The 16,976-nt window shown below is 64.7% G+C and carries 14 protein-coding genes; 6 read left to right on the top strand and 8 right to left on the bottom strand.

The window, feature by feature from the left end; all coding sequences use genetic code 11:
- Nucleotides 1-3: 3 nt before the first annotated feature.
- The 6 genes from EO99_RS0106215 to EO99_RS0106190 all read right to left on the bottom strand — a co-directional run bounded on the left by EO99_RS0106215 (nt 4) and on the right by EO99_RS0106190 (nt 5,990).
- A complete protein-coding gene (locus EO99_RS0106215) occupies nt 4-783 on the bottom strand; it encodes a sulfite exporter TauE/SafE family protein (protein ID WP_235776773.1) in 780 nt (259 codons plus the stop codon).
- Complete coding sequence (locus tag EO99_RS0106210; RefSeq protein WP_029617776.1) at nt 780-1,211, bottom strand: YeeE/YedE family protein; 432 nt, start codon at nt 1,209-1,211, stop codon at nt 780-782. Before EO99_RS0106210 ends, EO99_RS0106215 begins: the two co-directional genes overlap by 4 nt.
- Nucleotides 1,208-1,618: a YeeE/YedE family protein gene (locus EO99_RS0106205; protein WP_029617775.1), complete on the bottom strand. Its 411-nt coding sequence runs from the start codon at nt 1,616-1,618 to the stop codon at nt 1,208-1,210. The genes EO99_RS0106210 and EO99_RS0106205 overlap by 4 nt, the downstream gene beginning before the upstream one ends.
- Nucleotides 1,615-1,962, bottom strand: a complete 348-nt coding sequence (gene bigR, locus EO99_RS0106200; RefSeq protein ID WP_029617774.1) for a sulfite-sensing transcriptional repressor BigR — start codon at nt 1,960-1,962, stop codon at nt 1,615-1,617. Before bigR ends, EO99_RS0106205 begins: the two co-directional genes overlap by 4 nt.
- The gene (gene blh / locus EO99_RS0106195) at nt 1,953-3,251 is read right to left on the bottom strand and encodes a bifunctional sulfur transferase/dioxygenase Blh (protein ID WP_029617773.1); all 1,299 of its coding nucleotides are present in this window, start codon (nt 3,249-3,251) and stop codon (nt 1,953-1,955) included. Before blh ends, bigR begins: the two co-directional genes overlap by 10 nt.
- A 129-nt stretch (nt 3,252-3,380) precedes the next feature.
- Entirely contained in the window at nt 3,381-5,990 is a 2,610-nt protein-coding gene (locus EO99_RS0106190; protein ID WP_029617772.1) for an HAD-IC family P-type ATPase, read from the bottom strand.
- 273 nt (nt 5,991-6,263) lie between these two features.
- Here EO99_RS0106190 and EO99_RS0106185 point away from each other — a divergent pair, with 273 nt between their 5' ends.
- The 6 genes from EO99_RS0106185 to EO99_RS0106160 all read left to right on the top strand — a co-directional run bounded on the left by EO99_RS0106185 (nt 6,264) and on the right by EO99_RS0106160 (nt 13,876).
- The gene (locus EO99_RS0106185) at nt 6,264-7,367 is read left to right on the top strand and encodes an HlyD family secretion protein (RefSeq protein WP_077067042.1); all 1,104 of its coding nucleotides are present in this window, start codon (nt 6,264-6,266) and stop codon (nt 7,365-7,367) included.
- Nucleotides 7,368-7,383: 16 nt separating this feature from the next.
- Nucleotides 7,384-10,131, top strand: coding sequence for a ribosome-associated ATPase/putative transporter RbbA (gene rbbA, locus EO99_RS0106180; RefSeq protein ID WP_029617770.1), 2,748 nt, complete (start codon nt 7,384-7,386; stop codon nt 10,129-10,131).
- A 2-nt stretch (nt 10,132-10,133) separates the two neighbouring features.
- On the top strand, nt 10,134-11,246 hold the full coding sequence (locus tag EO99_RS0106175) for an ABC transporter permease (RefSeq protein WP_029617769.1): 1,113 nt from the start codon (nt 10,134-10,136) through the stop codon (nt 11,244-11,246).
- Nucleotides 11,247-11,389: 143 nt separating this feature from the next.
- A complete protein-coding gene (locus EO99_RS0106170) occupies nt 11,390-11,650 on the top strand; it encodes a hypothetical protein (RefSeq protein ID WP_029617768.1) in 261 nt (86 codons plus the stop codon).
- Nucleotides 11,651-11,735: 85 nt separating this feature from the next.
- Nucleotides 11,736-12,560 (top strand): ion transporter, encoded by an 825-nt coding sequence (locus EO99_RS0106165; protein ID WP_051679722.1) that lies wholly within the window; start codon nt 11,736-11,738, stop codon nt 12,558-12,560.
- 143 nt (nt 12,561-12,703) lie between these two features.
- On the top strand, nt 12,704-13,876 hold the full coding sequence (locus tag EO99_RS0106160; RefSeq protein ID WP_029617766.1) for a glycosyltransferase family 87 protein: 1,173 nt from the start codon (nt 12,704-12,706) through the stop codon (nt 13,874-13,876).
- Here EO99_RS0106160 and EO99_RS0106155 read toward each other — a convergent pair.
- Together EO99_RS0106155 and EO99_RS0106150 are read right to left on the bottom strand one after the other, a co-directional pair.
- Nucleotides 13,858-15,489: a hypothetical protein gene (locus tag EO99_RS0106155; protein ID WP_235776772.1), complete on the bottom strand. Its 1,632-nt coding sequence runs from the start codon at nt 15,487-15,489 to the stop codon at nt 13,858-13,860. The genes EO99_RS0106160 and EO99_RS0106155 overlap by 19 nt on opposite strands.
- Nucleotides 15,444-16,952 (bottom strand): hypothetical protein, encoded by a 1,509-nt coding sequence (locus tag EO99_RS0106150; RefSeq protein WP_051679721.1) that lies wholly within the window; start codon nt 16,950-16,952, stop codon nt 15,444-15,446. Before EO99_RS0106150 ends, EO99_RS0106155 begins: the two co-directional genes overlap by 46 nt.
- Nucleotides 16,953-16,976: the final 24 nt, after the last annotated feature.

The raw sequence follows: 16,976 nt of genomic DNA, 5'->3' as shown, positions 1-16,976 counted from the left end.
CCGTCAGGCGAAGAGCTCGCCCCAGCTCTGGTAGAGCATGTATCCGGACACGACGAGGATCAGCCCCGCAAACACGCGATTGAGAATGTTCTTGTAGCCGCTGAGACGGACCGCCAGCAGCATGCCCAGAATTCCGCCGATAACGCCGCCGCCGATAAACTGCGCCGCCAGCACCCAGTCGACGAGACCGGAGCTTGCATAGTTCAAAGCAGTGGCGAGCCCGAAGGTGCCGACGGAGAGAAGCGAGGTGCCGACGGCATTGATCATCGGCATACCTGTCGCCAGCATCAGACCCGGCACGATCAGGAAGCCGCCGCCGATGCCGAAGAAACCGGAGGCGGCACCGGCCGCCAGCGCCACGGCGGCGGTGGCAAGACACATCTTCAGATCGACAGGCCGGCATTCCACCTCGACGGGCTTCTTCGGTCGCAGCATGAGGACGCCGACGACGGCCATCAGGATGGCGAAGAAGAAGACCAGCCGATCGCCGTCCATGGCCTTGCCGAGGCTCGAGCCGCCAAGCGCACCGATGGCGCCGAGGACGGAGAACACGGCTGCACATCTCCACCAGACGTGCCCCTTGGCTGCATGGCTGGCGAAATTGGCGAAAGCGTTGACCGAGACAGCGAGAGCGCCCGTGCCGATGGCCACATGCGGCTGGGCCACGCCGACGACATAGAGAAGCAAAGGCGTGGCGATGATCGAGCCGCCGCCGCCGAGCAGGCCGAGCAGGAAGCCGACCAGGCCGCCCGACGCCACTGCCGATAGGATCGAGTAAGTCACGGCCGTTTGCTCCACACCCGGTCATGCAGGGTCATCCCGACCAGCATGGCGACGACGAAGACGACCGTCTCCGGCAGGCCGATCATCAGGGCGGCAATGGCCGGTCCCGGGCAGAAGCCACCGATGCCCCAGCCAAGGCCAAACAGGGCCGAGCCCACCACCAGCGGTGCGTCGATCCGGTTGTTGGTCGGCACATGGAAGCTGTCGTCGAAGGCCGGATGCTTGATCCGCTTCATGGCCTGGACGCCGACGAAGGCCACCAGGACGGCGCCGCCAAGCACGAAGGCGAGGCTCGGGTCCCAGGCGCCGAAGATATCGAGGAAGCCCTGGACGCGCGCGGGATTCAGCATGCCGGACAGGGACAGGCCAAAGCCGAAGACGATGCCCGACGCCAGAGCAGCCGCAACTTGAAGAATGATCCGGTTCATAGGCCGAGCCCCCGCAGGACAGCGACCGCGACGACACCCGCAGTCAGGAAGGTGGCGACCGCGACCATGGAGCGCGGCGACAGGCGCGCCAGGCCGAGGACGCCGTGGCCGCTGGTGCATCCGGATCCCATCCGCGAGCCGAAGCCGACCAGCAGTCCGGCCGCGACGATGAGCGGCAGGCCAACCGTCATGCGCACTTCCGGCCAACCGCCGAAGGCAAGGAGATAGACGAGCACGCCGAGAGGCAGCCCGATGACGAAGGCCAGATTGGTGGCCGTCTGGACGCCCTGGACGAGGCGTCCGACGATGCCGCTGATCCCGGCGATCCGGCCGTTCAGGAGCAGAAGCATGACGGCGGAGGTGCCGATCAGCATGCCACCGATCAGTGATGCGAGGTAGATACTCATTTTACGTCCTTTGTGCAGAAGATCTCGTAGAGGGCCCCCACCAGTTGTGCGGCCTTCTCTTCCGTCAGCCGGTAGAAGATCTGCTTGCCCTCCCGCCGCGTTTCAACGATGCCGGATCCGCGCAGCACCGTGAGATGCTGCGACAGATGCGGTTGGTGCACGTCGACTTTCTCCTCCAGCGCCCCGACGGAATATTCGCCCTCCACCAGGGTGCAGACGATCATCAGGCGCGCCGGATGGGACAACGTCTTCAGAAGGTTGGCGACCTCACCAGCGCGGCCGGCCAGCTCGGTGGGGGACAGCCCGGCCTTCATCATCTGCTTGAGATCGTCGCTCATTCCCATGCTGCTCCCTGCAAGGCATCGAGCGGAAACTTGAGGTACCGCTTGCCGTTGGCTTCCGGTTCCGGCAGGCGCCCGCCGCGGATGTTCACCTGCAGAGCATGCAGGATCAGCTTCGGCATCGGCAGCGTCTTGTCGCGCTTCGTCCGCAGCGCCACGAAGGCCTCCTCCGTCACGCCAGCGAGATGGGCATTGAATTTCTTCTGGTCGGCCACCGTGCTTTCCCACCGCGGTGCCCGCCCGCCGGGCTGGTAGTCGTGACCCGTGAAGATCCGGGTGTCGTCAGGCAGCGCGAGGATGTCCTGGATGGACTTCCACAGGATCCGCGCGTCGCCGCCGGGAAAGTCCGCCCGTGCCGTGCCGCTGTCGGGCATGAACAGGGTGTCGTGCACGAAGGCCGCGTCGCCGATCACGTAGGTTATGGACGCCAGGGTGTGTCCCGGGGAAAACAGGACCTTCGCGTCGATGGAGCCCACCTTGAAGGTATCGCCATGGGCAAAGAGGCGGTCCCACTGCGAGCCGTCCGTGACAAGCGCCGGCCAGTTGTAGATGCCCTTCCACAGCTTCTGGATATCGACCACGCGCTCGCCGATCGCGGTTTGCGCGCCGGTCTTCTCCTTCAGGTAATGGGCGGCCGAGAAATGGTCGGCATGCGGATGCGTGTCCAGGATCCATTCCACCGTCAGGTCATTGTCGCGGATGTAGTTCAGGATCTCCTCCGCACACTTGGGTGCCGTCGCGCCCGCCTTCTCGTCGAAATCGAGCACGGGATCGATGATGGCGCATTTGCGGGTCTCGGGATCGGAGACGACGTATTGGACGCTCCACGTGCGTTTGTCGAAGAAGCCCTTGACCTGGGGACGCTGCGCGGCGCGGCTCTTCAGCCAGGCTGCGGCGGGTGTCGTATCGAACCCTCGGCTGCGCCCGAACTCGACGACCTCTTCGGCCGACATGCGCCCATCCAGAGCCTCTCCGATCAGATAGAGGTTGAGCGAGCGCGTACCAGTCTTGCAATGGGCAACGACCGGCCCCTCGGACGCGGCCACCGCCCGCTGAAAGGCCCGGACATCCGCCTCGGTGATGGTCTCGGACGTGACCGGGATGAAGGCATAGGCCAGGCCGCACTGTTTGGCTTCCTGTCTTTCCACCTCGCTGCTCGGCTGCGAAGGCTCTTCGTTATCCGGCCGGTTGTTGATCAACGTCCCGAACCCCCGGTCGCGGAACAGGCGAATTCCCCTGACGCTTGGTTGCGCCGACACCGATAGCTTTTCCGAAATTGCCGTGACAGACATGACTGGCTCCCTGGTTGAGCAATGAATTACGAAATACATAATATAATATTGTATATTATGCAAGGGCTCTTTGTAGCCCGCGTTCCGTGATCGCGCGCTCGATCAGTGCGACCGGCAACAGCCGGTCGGTCACCGCCTCAAGCCCAGCCTGATCTGCTTTTCAATCTCGATGATGGCAAAGAAGACACCTCCGACGGCCACGATCAGCAGGCCGTCCAGAAAGGCGATCGGCCGCGTGCCAAGGATCGCCTGCAGCGGCGCCACATAGGTGACGGCGAACTGGGCGACGATGACCGTGATGACGATCCCCCACACGACCTTCGTTCCGCGGATGGCCGCCCAGGTCAGTGAGGTGCTGTAGATGTTGCGGATGAAGAAGAGGTGGAAGACCTCCAGCACGACCAGTGTGTTCATCGCCATGGTCTGCGCCACCGCAAGTGGGTAGCCGCGGTCGATCGCATACGAGAAGATCCCGAAGACGGCCGCGAGGAACAGCACGCCGACCAGCGAGACGTGCCACACGAGTTCGCCCGACAAGATGGGCGTATCACGCGGGCGTGGCGGCCGCCTCATGGTACCTTCCTCTGTCGGTTCGAAGGCAAGTGCGACCCCCAGCGTCGTGCTGGTGATGAGGTTGATCCAGAGGATCTGCACCGCGGTCACCGGCAAAGCCAGCCCCGCCAGCAGCGCCAGCACCACCACCATCGCCTCGCCGGCATTGGTGGGCAGCGTCCAGCTGATCACCTTCCGGAGGTTGTCGTACACCGTACGCCCCTCGCGGACGGCCGCGGCAATGGAGGCGAAGTTGTCGTCGGCCAGCACGAGATCGGCAGCCTCCTTGGCAGCTTCCGACCCCTTTTGCCCCATGGCGATGCCTGCGTCCGCACGTTTGAGGGCTGGCGCGTCATTCACACCGTCGCCAGTCATGGCGACCGTCAGGCCATTGGCCTGAAGCGCCGTGACCAGCCGCAGCTTGTGTTCCGGACTGGTGCGGGCAAAAACGTCGACCCCTGCGACCTCGAGCGCCAGCTGCGTCTCGTCGAGCTTGTCGAGATCTGCTCCCGTCAGAACGCGGGTCGAGTTCTCCAGGCCGATCTGAGCCGCGATCGCGGCAGCCGTTCCCGCATGGTCCCCGGTGATCATCTTGACGCGGATGCCGGCCGCCCGGCATTCGGCCACGGCGGCGATCGCTTCCGGGCGTGGCGGGTCGATCAGACCGACAAGGCCAAGAAACCGGAGGTTTCCCTGCAGGGATGCAGGATCGATGGTGACGCTGCTTTCGCTCCGGTCGGCAAGGGCGAGGACACGCAGACCACGCGACGCCATCGCCTCGACGCGGTCGTGCCAGTGGCCGAAGTCGATGCCACCGCACATGCGCAGAACGCGCTCAGGTGCCCCCTTCACGAAGGTGGTACGGCCATCGGGCACCTCGCTGAGGACCGCCATGAAGCGGTGGCGGGAGTCGAAGGGGATGACGTCCAGCCGGCGCATGTCCGGGCGGCTTCCGGTGAGGATCTTGCCGGCGAAGGCAAGCAGTGCCCCCTCCATTGGATCGCCTTCCACCATCCACTGACCGTCGCGCAGGGCAAGTTCCGCATCGTTGCAAAGGCTTGCGGCGAGGGCCAGCCGCGCAAGCTCGCCGCTCGGCGTAACGGCGCCTTCCGGGGCATAGCCTTCGCCGGAAATCTCGAACGCGCCGTCCGGCGTCTCCGCGGCGGCCACGATCATCTCGTTGCGTGTCAGCGTGCCGGTCTTGTCGGTGCAGATGACGGAAACGGAGCCGATGGCCTCGATCGCCGGCAGACGCCGGACGATCGCATGGCGTTGCGCCATCGCCTGCACCCCGATCGCAAGCGTGATGGTCATGACGGCGGGTAGACCCTCGGGTATGGCCGCGACGGCCACGCCGATGACGACCATGAATAATTCGGCGAAATCCCGATGTCCGACGAAGTAGCCGTAGAGCAGAAGCAGTGCGGAGATGAGCAGGATCAGGAAAGACAGCCAGCGCGCGAAGTAATCCATCTGCGCGACCAGTGGTGTCGTCAGCTGCTCGACCCCCTCCAGAAGCCCGCCGATGCGACCGACTTCGGTCGAGGCTCCGGTGGCAACCACCAGCCCTTTCGCCGTCCCCTGTGTAACCAGCGTGCCGGACCACAGCATCGAACTGCGGTCGCCCAGTGCGGCATCCTCCGCGACCGGATTAGTCGCCTTCTCGACGGGAACGGATTCTCCCGTCAACATCGCTTCCTGCGCCGCGAGCCCCTGTGCCTCGATCAGCCTCAGGTCGGCTGGCACCTTGTCGCCCGCCTCCAGCAGCACGATGTCGCCCGGCACAAGCTCGGTGCCGCTGACCGTCACCCGCGCGCCATCGCGCAGGACGGCGGCATGGGGGGCAAGCATGTCCCTGATCGCCGCCATCGCCGCTTCCGCCTTCCCCTCCTGCAGGAAGCCGATCACCGCATTGGCCAACACCACTGCCAGGATCACCCCCGTATCCACCCAATGCTGCAGCAACGCCGTCACCAGGGCCGCCCCCAGAAGGACATAGATGAGGACATTGTTGAACTGGGTCAGAAATCGGCGGACAGGCCCCCGCCGACGCGCTTCCGGCAGCTGGTTGGGTCCGTGCACTCCCAGCCGCCGTGCCGCCTCCGCCGCGGTGAGTCCGCCCACACTCGTCTCCAGAGTGTCGAGGCAAGCATCGAGTGTCTGACTATGGGGATCTTTCAAGTTCATGCCTCTGCCTTCAACGCTATATGACCGTCGCCCGCCGCCGCTGGATGTCTGGCAGGCTGCATCGCCGCCAGCACCAACCGTGTCGGCGATGACATCCAGATGCCCAGGCCGAGCGGCGGCTGCATTGATGCAGATCGTATCCGGCGACGGATATCGATGACAGGGCTTTCGGGTCGGGAACTGCAGTTGCCTTCAGGAGTCAATGTATGTCGCGCGGCTCGCCCTGCGGATTGATCCTCGTCAAGGATCTGCGGTGCGACGAGGCGCATGAGGATGTACTCCAACGTCCCACAGCAGGAGGGCAGATTGACCCGTTACTGGAAGATTGGCGCCGTCCTCGCCACGCTCGCCCTCGCCGGCTATTTCGGCTGGCAGTATTGGTCCACCCACGTGGGCGCGCAGGCGATGGCAGGGATCGCCAGCGGCAACGGCCGTATCGAGGCCGCCGAGATCGACGTCGCCGCGCGCACGGCGGGGCGACTGTCGGATGTCCTCGTGCGCGAGGGTGACTTCGTCGAGATGGGCACCGTGGTCGCCCGGATGGACATCGAACAGCTCAGCGCCCAGAAGCGCGAGGCGGAGGCCCAGCTTGCGCGTGCCAGGGTCGGCATCGACACCGCCAAAAGCGTCGTGACCCAGAGACTGGCCGAAAAGGAGGCGGCAGCGGCCGTCGTCGCCCAGAACGACATCGCGCTTCAATCCGCGCAGAAACGCCTCGGGCGCAGCGAACAGCTTTCCCGCAGTGGAACCGTCTCCGAGCAGGCGCTCGATGACGACCGCAGCCGGGTCGAGACCGCCAAGGCCTCGCTGTCTGCCGCCAAGGCCCAGCTCGCCGCCACGGATGCGGCGATCGGTGCTGCCCGCTCCCAGGTGATCGATGCGGAAGCTTCGGTGGATGCCGCACAGGCCACGATCGAACGCTTCGATGCGGATTTGCGGGATGCAGAGCTCAAGGCTCCCCGCAGCGGCCGGATCCAGTATCTGGTGGCGCGCCCCGGCGAAGTGGTCGCGGCCGGAGGCCGCGTCCTCAACATGCTGGATGTCGGCGACGTCTACATGACCTTCTTCCTGCCGACCGCGGATGCCGGCCGCATCGCCATCGGCAGCGATGCCCGCATCATCCTCGACGCGGCCCCGCAATATGTCATCCCCGCCCGGATCTCCTTCGTGTCCGATGTCGCGCAGTTCACGCCCAAGACGGTGGAAACCGAGGAAGAGCGCCAGAAACTGATGTTCCGCCTGCGCGCGCAGGTGCCGGAGGAACTGCTGCAGAAATATGTGGCGCAGGTGAAGACCGGCCTGCCCGGCCAGGCCTACGTCAAGCTCGACCCGGCGGCCGAATGGCCGGCTCTGCTTGCCAACCCCATCACGCCATAGACCGGGAGCGAATGCCATGCTCGACCCTGCGCAGCCGGTCCATGCCGCACGGTTGAAGACCGTAAGCCACGCCTATGGCAAGCGGGTCGCGCTGAACGATGTGACGCTGGACATTCCCGCCGGCCGGATGATCGGCTTCATCGGGCCGGACGGGGTAGGCAAATCGACACTGCTATCCCTGATCGCGGGCGCACGCGTCATCCAGACGGGCGATGTTGAGGTCCTCGGCGGCGACATGCGCAGCAGCAGCCACCGCAGCCACGTCTGTCCAGCCATCGCCTATATGCCGCAGGGGCTTGGCAAAAACCTGTACCCGACGCTTTCCGTCTTCGAGAATGCCGACTTCTTCGGCAGCCTGTTCGGACAGGGGCGTGAGGAACGGAAGCGCCGCATTCATTCGCTCCTGAAGCTCACAGGCCTTGCAGGCTTCGAAGACCGGCCGGCCGGCAAGCTTTCGGGCGGCATGAAGCAGAAGCTCGGCCTCTGCTGTGCCCTCCTTCACGATCCGGACCTCCTGATCCTCGACGAGCCGACGACGGGGGTCGACCCTCTGTCACGGCGGCAGTTCTGGCATCTTATCGACAGCATACGCCGCGAACGGCCCAACATCAGCGTCATGGTCGCCACGGCTTACATGGAGGAAGCCGCCCGTTTCGAATGGCTGGTCGCGCTGGACAGCGGCAAGGTCCTCGCCACCGGCACGCCTGCGGATCTGCTGGCAAAGACCGGGGCCTCGACGCTGGACGAAGCCTTCATCGCGCTGATGCCGGACCAGGATCACCAGAAGCACCGCCCCCCGCCATCGCCCGCTCTTTCATTCGACGACACCGACTTTGCCATCGAGGCGGACGGGCTCACCATGCGCTTCGGCAATTTCACGGCGGTCGACAATGCCAGCTTCCGGATTCACCGAGGCGAGATCTTCGGCTTTCTCGGCTCGAACGGCTGCGGCAAGACCACGACCATGAAGATGCTGACGGGCCTCCTGCCGGCCAGCAGCGGCACCGCCCGGCTGTTCGGCAAGCCGGTCGACCCGCGCGACATGGAGATCCGCAGGCGGGTCGGTTACATGAGCCAGGCCTTCTCGCTCTACACGGAGCTGACGGTCCGGCAGAACCTCGAGCTGCACGCCCGCCTGTTCCGGCTGGCGCCAAGCGCGATACCGGCGCGGATCCTGGAGCTTGCCCGGCGCTTTCAGCTGCTCGACGTCATGGAGGCGTTGCCGGACGCGCTGCCGCTCGGCATCCGGCAACGCCTGTCGCTGGCGGTCGCGCTCGTCCATTCGCCCGAGATCCTCATCCTCGACGAACCCACCTCCGGGGTGGATCCGATCGCGAGAGACCAGCTCTGGGAGCTGCTGATCGAGCTCTCCCGCCAGGAAAAGGTGACGATCTTCATCTCCACGCATTTCATGAACGAGGCGGAGCGCTGCGACCGCATCTCGCTGATGCATGCCGGCCATGTGCTGGTGACCGACACGCCGGCCGCCATCCGCGAAAGCCGCAATGCCGCCACGCTCGAAGACGCCTTCATCGGTTATCTGGAGGACGAGATCGGCGCGCAGGCGCAGGACGAGGCCGAAGTTACGTTGGAAGCGCCTGCGCAGCAGCTTTCCCCCGCAGACGCGCGGTGTCGCCGCCTTTTCGACCCGCGCCGCGTCTGGAGCTTTAGCCGCCGGGAAACGCTGGAACTGCGGCGAGATCCGATCCGGGCAACGCTGGCTCTGGTCGGCAGCGTCATCCTGATGTTCGTCATCGGCTACGGCATCAACATGGATGTCGAGGCGTTGACGTTTGCGGTTCTCGACCGCGACAATACGTCGACGAGCCGTGACTATGTCGCCGACATTTCCGGCTCCCGGTATTTCATCGAGCAGCCGCCGATCCAGGACTACGCCGATCTTGATCGACGCATGCGCGAAGGAACTCTTTCGCTGGCGGTCGAGATCCCGCCGGGCTTTGCCGAACGCATCGCCCGCGGCAGCAATGTCGAGGTGGGAGCCTGGATCGACGGGGCGATGCCGCAGAGGGCGGAAACGATCCGCGGCTATGTGCAGGGGATGCATGCCAGCTGGACGGCCCGCCAGGCCCGCGCCCTTCACGGCGACGCCGCAGCGGCCCCCTTCGCCATCGAAACGCGCTTTCGCTACAACCCGGGGATAGAGAGCCTCATCGCCATGGTGCCGGCCGTGATCCCGCTGCTTCTTCTGCTGATCCCGGCCATTCTCGCCGCCCTGTCGGTGGTTCGGGAAAAGGAACTCGGTTCGATCATCAACTTCTACGTGACCCCTGTCACGCGGCTCGAGTTCCTGCTGGGCAAGCAGGCGCCCTATCTGGCGCTCGGGGTCGCCAATGCGGTGCTGCTCTGGCTCTTTGCGGTCTTCGTCTTCCAGGTGCCCTTCACCGGGAGCCTGCCGACATTCGCACTGGCTGCGGTCCTGTATGTTGCCTTTTCGACCGCCTTCGGTCTGCTCGTCTCGAGTTTCCTGTCGAGCCAGATCGCGGCCATCTTCGGGACCACGATGATGACCATCATTCCCGCAACACAGTTTTCGGGAATGATGGACCCCGTGTCGTCGCTGCAGGGCTTCGGGGCCTGGATCGGCGCGATCTATCCGACGACCTATTTCAACATCATTTCCCGCGGCACCTTCTCAAAGGCGCTGACCTTCGACGATGTCGGTGGCGCACTGCTGCCCCTCCTGATCGCCGGTCCGCTGCTGATTGCGATCGCCGCACGTCTCCTCAAGAAGCAGGCACGCTGATCATGCGGTTCGGGACCATCTTCCATCTCGGCGTGAAGGAATTGCGAGGCCTGCTGCGCGAGCCGGCGCTCATCGCCTTCATCCTCTATGCCTTCACCATCGCGGTGTACACGGAATCGAAGGCTGTTCCGGAGACATTGAACAATGCCCCCATCGCCATCGTCGACGAGGACAATTCTCCGCTCTCACGGCGGATCGCCGACTCCTTTCTGCCTCCCTACTTCAAGCCACCGATAATGATCTCGACGGCGGAGATGGACGCCCGCATGGATGCCGGCACCGACACCTTCGCGCTCGACATCCCGCCGAACTTCCAGAGCGACCTGATTGCGGGCAAGGCTCCGGTCATCCAGCTCAATGTCGACGCCACCCGCATGACGCAGGCATTTTCCGGCTCCGGCTACATTCAGAACATCGTCGCCACCGAAGTTGCGGAGTTCGGCGCGACGGATGCGGCTGGTGCCGGCTCGGGCGTGGGCCTGACGCTTCGTGCGAGGTTCAATCCCGAGCTCAACCAGATGTGGTTCGCGTCGGTGATGAATGTCATCACCAACGTCACCATGCTGTCGATCATCCTGACCGGAACCGCTCTCATCCGGGAGCGGGAGCACGGGACGGTGGAGCATCTTCTGGTGATGCCGCTGACGCCCTTCGAGATCATGGCGGCAAAGGTCTGGTCGATGGGACTGGTAGTCCTCGTCACCACCTTCCTGTCGCTCATCGTCGTGGTGCAGGGATTGCTGCAGGTGCCGATCGAGGGGTCGCTTGCGCTGTTCATGGCGGGCGCGGCGGTTCACCTTCTGGCCACCAGCGCCATGGGCATTGCCCTGGCCACCATCGCCGGTACGATGCCGCAGTTCGGCCTGCTCCTGATGCTCGTCCTCCTTCCCCTTCAGATCCTCTCCGGTGCGACCACACCGCGCGAAAGCATGCCGGAGATCATCCAGACGATCATGCTCGCGGCGCCGAACACCCATTTCATCCTGCTCGCACAGGCGATCCTCTACCGCGGCGCCGGACTGTCCGTGGTGTGGCCGCAGTTCGTGTGGCTGGCGGCGATCGCCCTGATATTCTTCGTCTTCTCGCTGCGCAGCTTCCGCAGATCGCTGGTTTAGGAGCAGAAACGGTCCTTGCTCAGCGGCCGGTTCCACGAACCACATCCACGCGCCCGTGGCTCACTTCATCTCGCCGGCTTGCCCTGACGCCTGTCCCTGCGGTATCGATGGCCCATTGCTGGCAATTCTCAGGAGCACACGTGATGGCCAAGGAGCCGAAGCTCGAGCACTCCGAATTTTCCGGGGAGTTTGAAGACGACGGGATCACCGTCCTCGTCGACATCTACCGACCTGCCGGCACGCAAGGAGACTGGCAGCTGGAGGTCATTTCGCAGGCGGAGGACGTGACCACCTGGGAGGAGCCCTTTGCGACGGACAAGGATGCATGGGAGGAATTCCTGGCCACCGCGGAGCGCGACGGTCTGGCGTCCTTCCTCGGCGAAGACGAGCCATCCCTGCACTAGCAGCTTGGCCCGGCCGGTCGGCGCCACTTGACGAATGCCGCGGGTTGCGCTCTTCCTCCTCGCCATTTGAGGGGAAATCATTGCCATGCGTCACAGGCTCGTGAAGCTGCTTACCTCCCGGCTTTGGGAGCAGGTGATCATCGCGATCATCGTCGTCAATTCCATCGTGCTGGGTCTCATGACCTATCCGGAGCTGATGGCCGCCTACGGACCGCTCCTCCATGTGCTGGACAAGGCCATCCTGGCGATCTTCGTGGCCGAGCTCGTGACCCGCATCTACGCCTTCGCCCCCCGCTTCTTTCGCGATCCCTGGAACCTGTTCGACTTCTCGGTCGTCGCCATCGCCGTCATTCCGGCCACGGGTCCGTTCCAGGTGCTGCGTGCCTTGCGGATCCTGCGGGTGTTGCGGCTAATCTCGACAATGCCGGCGCTGCGCCGTGTGGTGGGCGGCCTCATCTCGGCCTTGCCGGGCATGACGTCCATCCTGGTGCTGATGGCCATGCTCTTCTACGTCGCCGCGGTCATGGCCACCAATCTCTTCGGCCAGAACTTTCCTGATTGGTTCGGCACCTTGACGGCCTCGCTCTACACACTCTTCCAGGTCATGACGCTCGAAAGCTGGTCCATGGGCATCGTGCGGCCCGTCATGGAGGTCCATCCCCAGGCCTGGGCCTTCTTCGTGCCCTTCATCCTGCTGTCCACCTACGCGGTTCTGAACCTGTTCATCGGTGTGATCGTATCTGCAATGCAGCAGGATTCCGAGGCCTCCGCCACGGCCGACCGACAGACGCTGCACGACGATTCGGCAGCGGTGCTGGCCGAAATGCGAGCCCTGCGGGCCGAAGTCATATCGCTGCGCCATGACCTCGGCGTTCGAGAGAAGGCTTCTCGGCAGGAAGACCTTCAATAGCTCAAGAAGCTGATGGCAAACCGGAATGGGCAGCGAGAGCGACATCCGGGCGCCTGATCCTTCCCTGCAACTTTCGCAGGCGTCACACGTTCGCTGCTGCGGAGCACACAGTTGCCGATAGTGGACGCAGGAGACAGAGACAGATGGATGCGAGACAATTTTCCGCGTCGCGCCCGCAGCAGCATGGTTTTCGGCTGCTGTTTCCCATCGGGCTCGCGGTGCTCTCGCTCTGGGTTATCAATTTCGAGTTTCCGCGCGTCGTGTCGGATCACGGCTGGTGGGATTTCGGCGCCTTCGTCGCCTCCGGGCGTGCCGCCGCGGCTGGCCTGGATCCCTACGGCATCTACCCTCCACTCACACCACACGTCGTCTTTCCGGGCTTCGAGGCGTGGAACCCGAACCTGAATCCACCCATCTCCGCGCTCCTCTTCCAGCTCTTCGACATCACGGATCTGGCGACATCGCTGCGGGTCTGGTGGGTGATCTCGCTCGTCTGCTATCTGGCCGCCGTCGTGCTGCTGCTGCGCCGCTACAGCGAAGGCGCCGAGGCTATCCTCCTCGGGATATGGGCCTTTGCCTTGGCGGGTTTTTGGGACACGCTGTTTCTGGGGCAAATCTATACGCCGCTGGTGCTGGCGACAGTCGTCGCCTGGCTGTTGCTGGAGCGGGGAAAACTGGTTCAGGCCGGCATCCTCATTGGCCTGCTGGTGTCGATGAAGCCGAACTTCCTCGTCTGGCCGGTGCTCCTGTTCCTGGCCGGTTGCTGGCGACCGCCTCTTGTCGCTGCCGCCACGGCTGCCGCCATCGCCGCAATTCCGCTGGCCGTCTTCGGGCCCCAGATCTATCTCGACTGGCTGAGCCTGGTGGCCGCTGACGGCGACCGCGCCGTCTTCCTCACCAACGCCTCCTTCGCCGGTCTTGCGGCACGGGCGGGGCTGCCCTTGCTCGGGACCGTCCTCAGCGCCCTCCTGCTCCTGTCGCTCGCCGCATGGGCCGTCTGGCGACGGCCCGGGACCATGGACGTCAGCAGCTTTGCGCTGGTGGCGGCGCTTCTGGCCTCGCCGCTCGGCTGGATCCACTATACCCTGTTTCTGCTGCCGGTCCTCCTGCATCACTGGCAAAGACCCTGGACCTGGCCGGTCGCGGTGGCGCTGACCATCCCGGTGCCGCTCGTCCTGGCGCAGTTCGGCGCCTCTGCCTGGCTGCAGCTGACGGTCGGCTCGGTCTACGGCTGGTCGCTCGTCCTGCTTCTCCTGGGCCTCATCGCCAATGATCGACAGACGTCATATCCGCCTCGTCAGGGCGTTCTGCGATAGATCCGCCAGTCGCTCGTTTCCGCGACCAGTCGGTACCGCGAGGCCATGTAATCCGCGTAGATCTCTCGCATGCCGTTGGCGGTCCAGACTTCGATGGGTGACTTCGGGTCCATGATCAACGCGACGTCCGCGAAGATATCTTCCGGCAGCGGGTAATGCTCCCGGTCTAGGGTTCGACCCCAGTGATACCAGGGGCTGTCGCCGACCGGCGGCAGGAGCGCCATCCCGGCCGAGAAGGGATTGACGAAATCCAGCACCGCCACGCGTTCCACTGGCCCGTCCAGCCTAGCGAGCGCAGCAGAGCCATCGGCGATCGATGTGTTGTAGCGGCGGAAGAAGTCGTACTGCCCCTGGCTCCACATCGGGACGAGCCTGATCCCCTCGAAGCCGGGAAGCGCCATTTGCTCACCCTTGCCGGAGACCGCGTAGACAGCGTGCATCGCCAGGCTGACGGCATGACTGGCGGAGGCGGGCACCAGCAGCATCGGCAGCAGCAGCGGAAGCCCCTTGGTCCAGGTTCGCCGCCGTGACGGAAGCTCCGCCCGCAGCAGCAGTTCGGTGATGACCGCAGCGCTGGCGCCAAGCGTCAGGATACCGACGATCTGAAAGTTCTGCTCGATGATCATCAGCCCGCTGGCGGCACAGAAGCCGACGAACAGGAAATCGCGAAGGCGCCTATGCAGAAGCAGCAGCGCCACCGCGAAGATCGCGTAGACAGCGATGTCTGCAAGGTTCTTGAGGACGATGTCGACCATCACCCGCAGACCCGGCAGCTCGCCGCTGACGCTGCTCGCCAGCCGAAGGTCGGCGATATGGTTGAGGCTGCCCTGCCAGACGAGGCCGATGACGGCGACGGAGGCGACGATCGCCCCCAGCGCGATGGCGGCCCAGGCACGCTGCCGGCGGTCGAGGAGCATGAAGCTGAGGAACGCCACGGCCATCAGGCCATAGGTGATCTTGGTATACAGCATCAGCAGCGTGAGGCCTGTCGCGCACAGGGCGTCCAGCACGTCGCGCCTGGGCTGGTGCGGCTGGCGGGGCAGATACATGACCAGAAGCAGGCCGAGGCAGGCCCAGCCGATGCGATTGTAGAACATGGCAAAGGTGAGCTCGCCGATCCACTCGCCAGGATTGGCGGGAACGGCGGCGATCAGGAGCAGGAAAACCGCCAGCGGCAGGCCGATCAGCACGCGCATCCGGCTTGCGATCACCTCCGAGGCGATGAGCGCGAGCACGAGGACGACCAGCGCCATCCCCACCGGCATGGCGGCGCTCATGGCGCCGGAGAGACCGTAGCCGGCAGCCGGGATGTAGAAGGCCAGAGGGCCGAGCGAGGTGTGGAAGTCGATGTTCGGCACCTGCCCCGACCAGATCCGATGCGCTCCATCGAGGAAAATGAACAGGTCGTTGACATATTTCGTCGTCACCGTCCTGCCGGGTACGGCCAGAAGCGCCGCGAGGACGAGGCCGAGCCACAGGATCGCACCACGCAGGCCGATCGCCCGCAGCCACGTAGGCAGACGAGGTGCGGAGGCAGGTCGTCGGGCGTCCGCTGCCGCCGTCACCGTCACCGCATCGTCTCCCGCGGCTGCCGTTTCTCGTAGACGATCCAAGCGTCGGTCTCCTGCACGAGTTGGAAGGTTCTGGATATGAACGGACCGTAGAGCTGCTGCAAGGGCAGGCTGTTGATGCCGACCTTGGGGATCATGACGAACTTGGCATCGGCGAACATGACCTCAGGCGCGGGATGGGTGTTGGCATCGATGTTCCTCCCCCAGTGCAGCCAGGAACTGTCACCGGCGGGGGGGCGCAGCCCGAGCCCGGCGGAGAAGGGATTGACGAAATCCAGCACCACCACCCGCTCCGGGGTCGGCGACAGCGACAGCAGCAGCTTGCCGCCGCTCTCGATGCTCTCGTGGTAGCGGGTCATGAAATCGGGAGAGTCAGCCGGATCGGGGATCCGCAGATCCCGCAGCTTCGGCAGACCAAGGGAGGTGCCGGCGTCTGCGGCGGCAAGCACGGCATGCCGTGCGAGGACCGCCCCATGATGCACGATCGGCGGCAGCAGAAGAAAGGCGAGAAGCAGGGGCAGCCCGTCGGCCAGCGAAGGGCGTCCTGCGGCGGCACCTCGGTCTCTTCGGTACTGGAGGCGGACGAGCAATTCCGTTGCAACCGCCGTACCCGAATAGAGCGTGATGATGCCCCAGCCATGAGCGTTCTGGTTCAGGATGAGCAGGCCGGCCGTTACGCAGAAGCCGTAGAAGAGAAGGTCGCGAAGACTGCCTGTTCGCCACAGGGCGACGCCGGCGGCGATGGCGAAGACGGCAAGATCCGCGAGATTGTTCAAGCCGGACCGGACGAGGCTGGCCAGATCGCGACCGCCGCTGACCTGCGCCGCAGCCATCAGATCCTCGACATGCTGCCGGGTGCCGCCCCAGCCAATTTCAATGAGAGCTGCCGCGACCAGCGTGAGCAGCAGGCTCGCCGCAGCCCAGCGGCGCTGCCGCGCGTCGGTCAGCATGAACAGGATGAACCCCAGGCTGACGAGCCCATAGGTGGCTTTGGTATAGAACTGCAGCAGCAACAGCAGGGCAGCGGCCATGGCATCCGCAACCTCGCCCGTCACGCCACGCTCACGCGGACGCAGGTACATCACGAGGAGCAGACTCAGGGCCACCCAGCCGATGCGGTTGTAGAACATGGCAAAGGAGAGAAGCGAGACGGGGCCTCCGAGGTTGATCGGCGCGGCGAGGATCAGGATCAGGAAGCCGCCCAGCGCGAGAGCGATCGGCGGGTGCAGGCGGGAGGTCAGGATCCCGATCAATGCCGGCATGACGGCAAGTAGAAGAACGGCCATTCCAACCGGCATGGCAGCCCCGAGATTGCCGGTCAGCCAGTACCCCGCCGCAGGAATGAAGAATACCAGCGGGCCGAGAGCGGTGTGAAAGTCGCGGTTGGGAAGCTGACCGGAGGCGATCCGGTGGGCGCCGTCGAGGAAGATCAGGACATCGTTGGTGAAGGCTGCGGTGACCGTGCGACCGGGCAATGCCAGCATGGCGGCGCAGACGATCGTCATCGCCGCAATGCAGAGGCCTGGTGC

Origin of the sequence: Pseudorhizobium marinum, from assembly GCF_000705355.1 — a bacterium.
GTDB lineage: Bacteria > Pseudomonadota > Alphaproteobacteria > Rhizobiales > Rhizobiaceae > Neorhizobium > Neorhizobium pelagicum.
This window is presented reverse-complemented; position numbering and strand designations above follow the sequence as displayed.

Excerpts from the sequence above, each read along its gene's own strand:
- EO99_RS0106210 (WP_029617776.1), bottom strand. The coding sequence starts at position 1,211 with ATGAACCGGATCATTCTTCAAGTTGCGGCTGCTCTGGCGTCGGGCATC.
- EO99_RS0106205 (WP_029617775.1), bottom strand. The coding sequence starts at position 1,618 with ATGAGTATCTACCTCGCATCACTGATCGGTGGCATGCTGATCGGCACC.
- bigR (WP_029617774.1), bottom strand. The coding sequence starts at position 1,962 with ATGGGAATGAGCGACGATCTCAAGCAGATGATGAAGGCCGGGCTGTCC.
- blh (WP_029617773.1), bottom strand. The coding sequence starts at position 3,251 with ATGTCTGTCACGGCAATTTCGGAAAAGCTATCGGTGTCGGCGCAACCA.
- EO99_RS0106190 (WP_029617772.1), bottom strand. The coding sequence starts at position 5,990 with ATGAACTTGAAAGATCCCCATAGTCAGACACTCGATGCTTGCCTCGAC.
- EO99_RS0106185 (WP_077067042.1), top strand. The coding sequence starts at position 6,264 with ATGTACTCCAACGTCCCACAGCAGGAGGGCAGATTGACCCGTTACTGG.
- rbbA (WP_029617770.1), top strand. The coding sequence starts at position 7,384 with ATGCTCGACCCTGCGCAGCCGGTCCATGCCGCACGGTTGAAGACCGTA.
- EO99_RS0106175 (WP_029617769.1), top strand. The coding sequence starts at position 10,134 with ATGCGGTTCGGGACCATCTTCCATCTCGGCGTGAAGGAATTGCGAGGC.
- EO99_RS0106170 (WP_029617768.1), top strand. The coding sequence starts at position 11,390 with ATGGCCAAGGAGCCGAAGCTCGAGCACTCCGAATTTTCCGGGGAGTTT.
- EO99_RS0106165 (WP_051679722.1), top strand. The coding sequence starts at position 11,736 with ATGCGTCACAGGCTCGTGAAGCTGCTTACCTCCCGGCTTTGGGAGCAG.
- EO99_RS0106160 (WP_029617766.1), top strand. The coding sequence starts at position 12,704 with ATGGATGCGAGACAATTTTCCGCGTCGCGCCCGCAGCAGCATGGTTTT.
- EO99_RS0106150 (WP_051679721.1), bottom strand. The coding sequence starts at position 16,952 with ATGACGATCGTCTGCGCCGCCATGCTGGCATTGCCCGGTCGCACGGTC.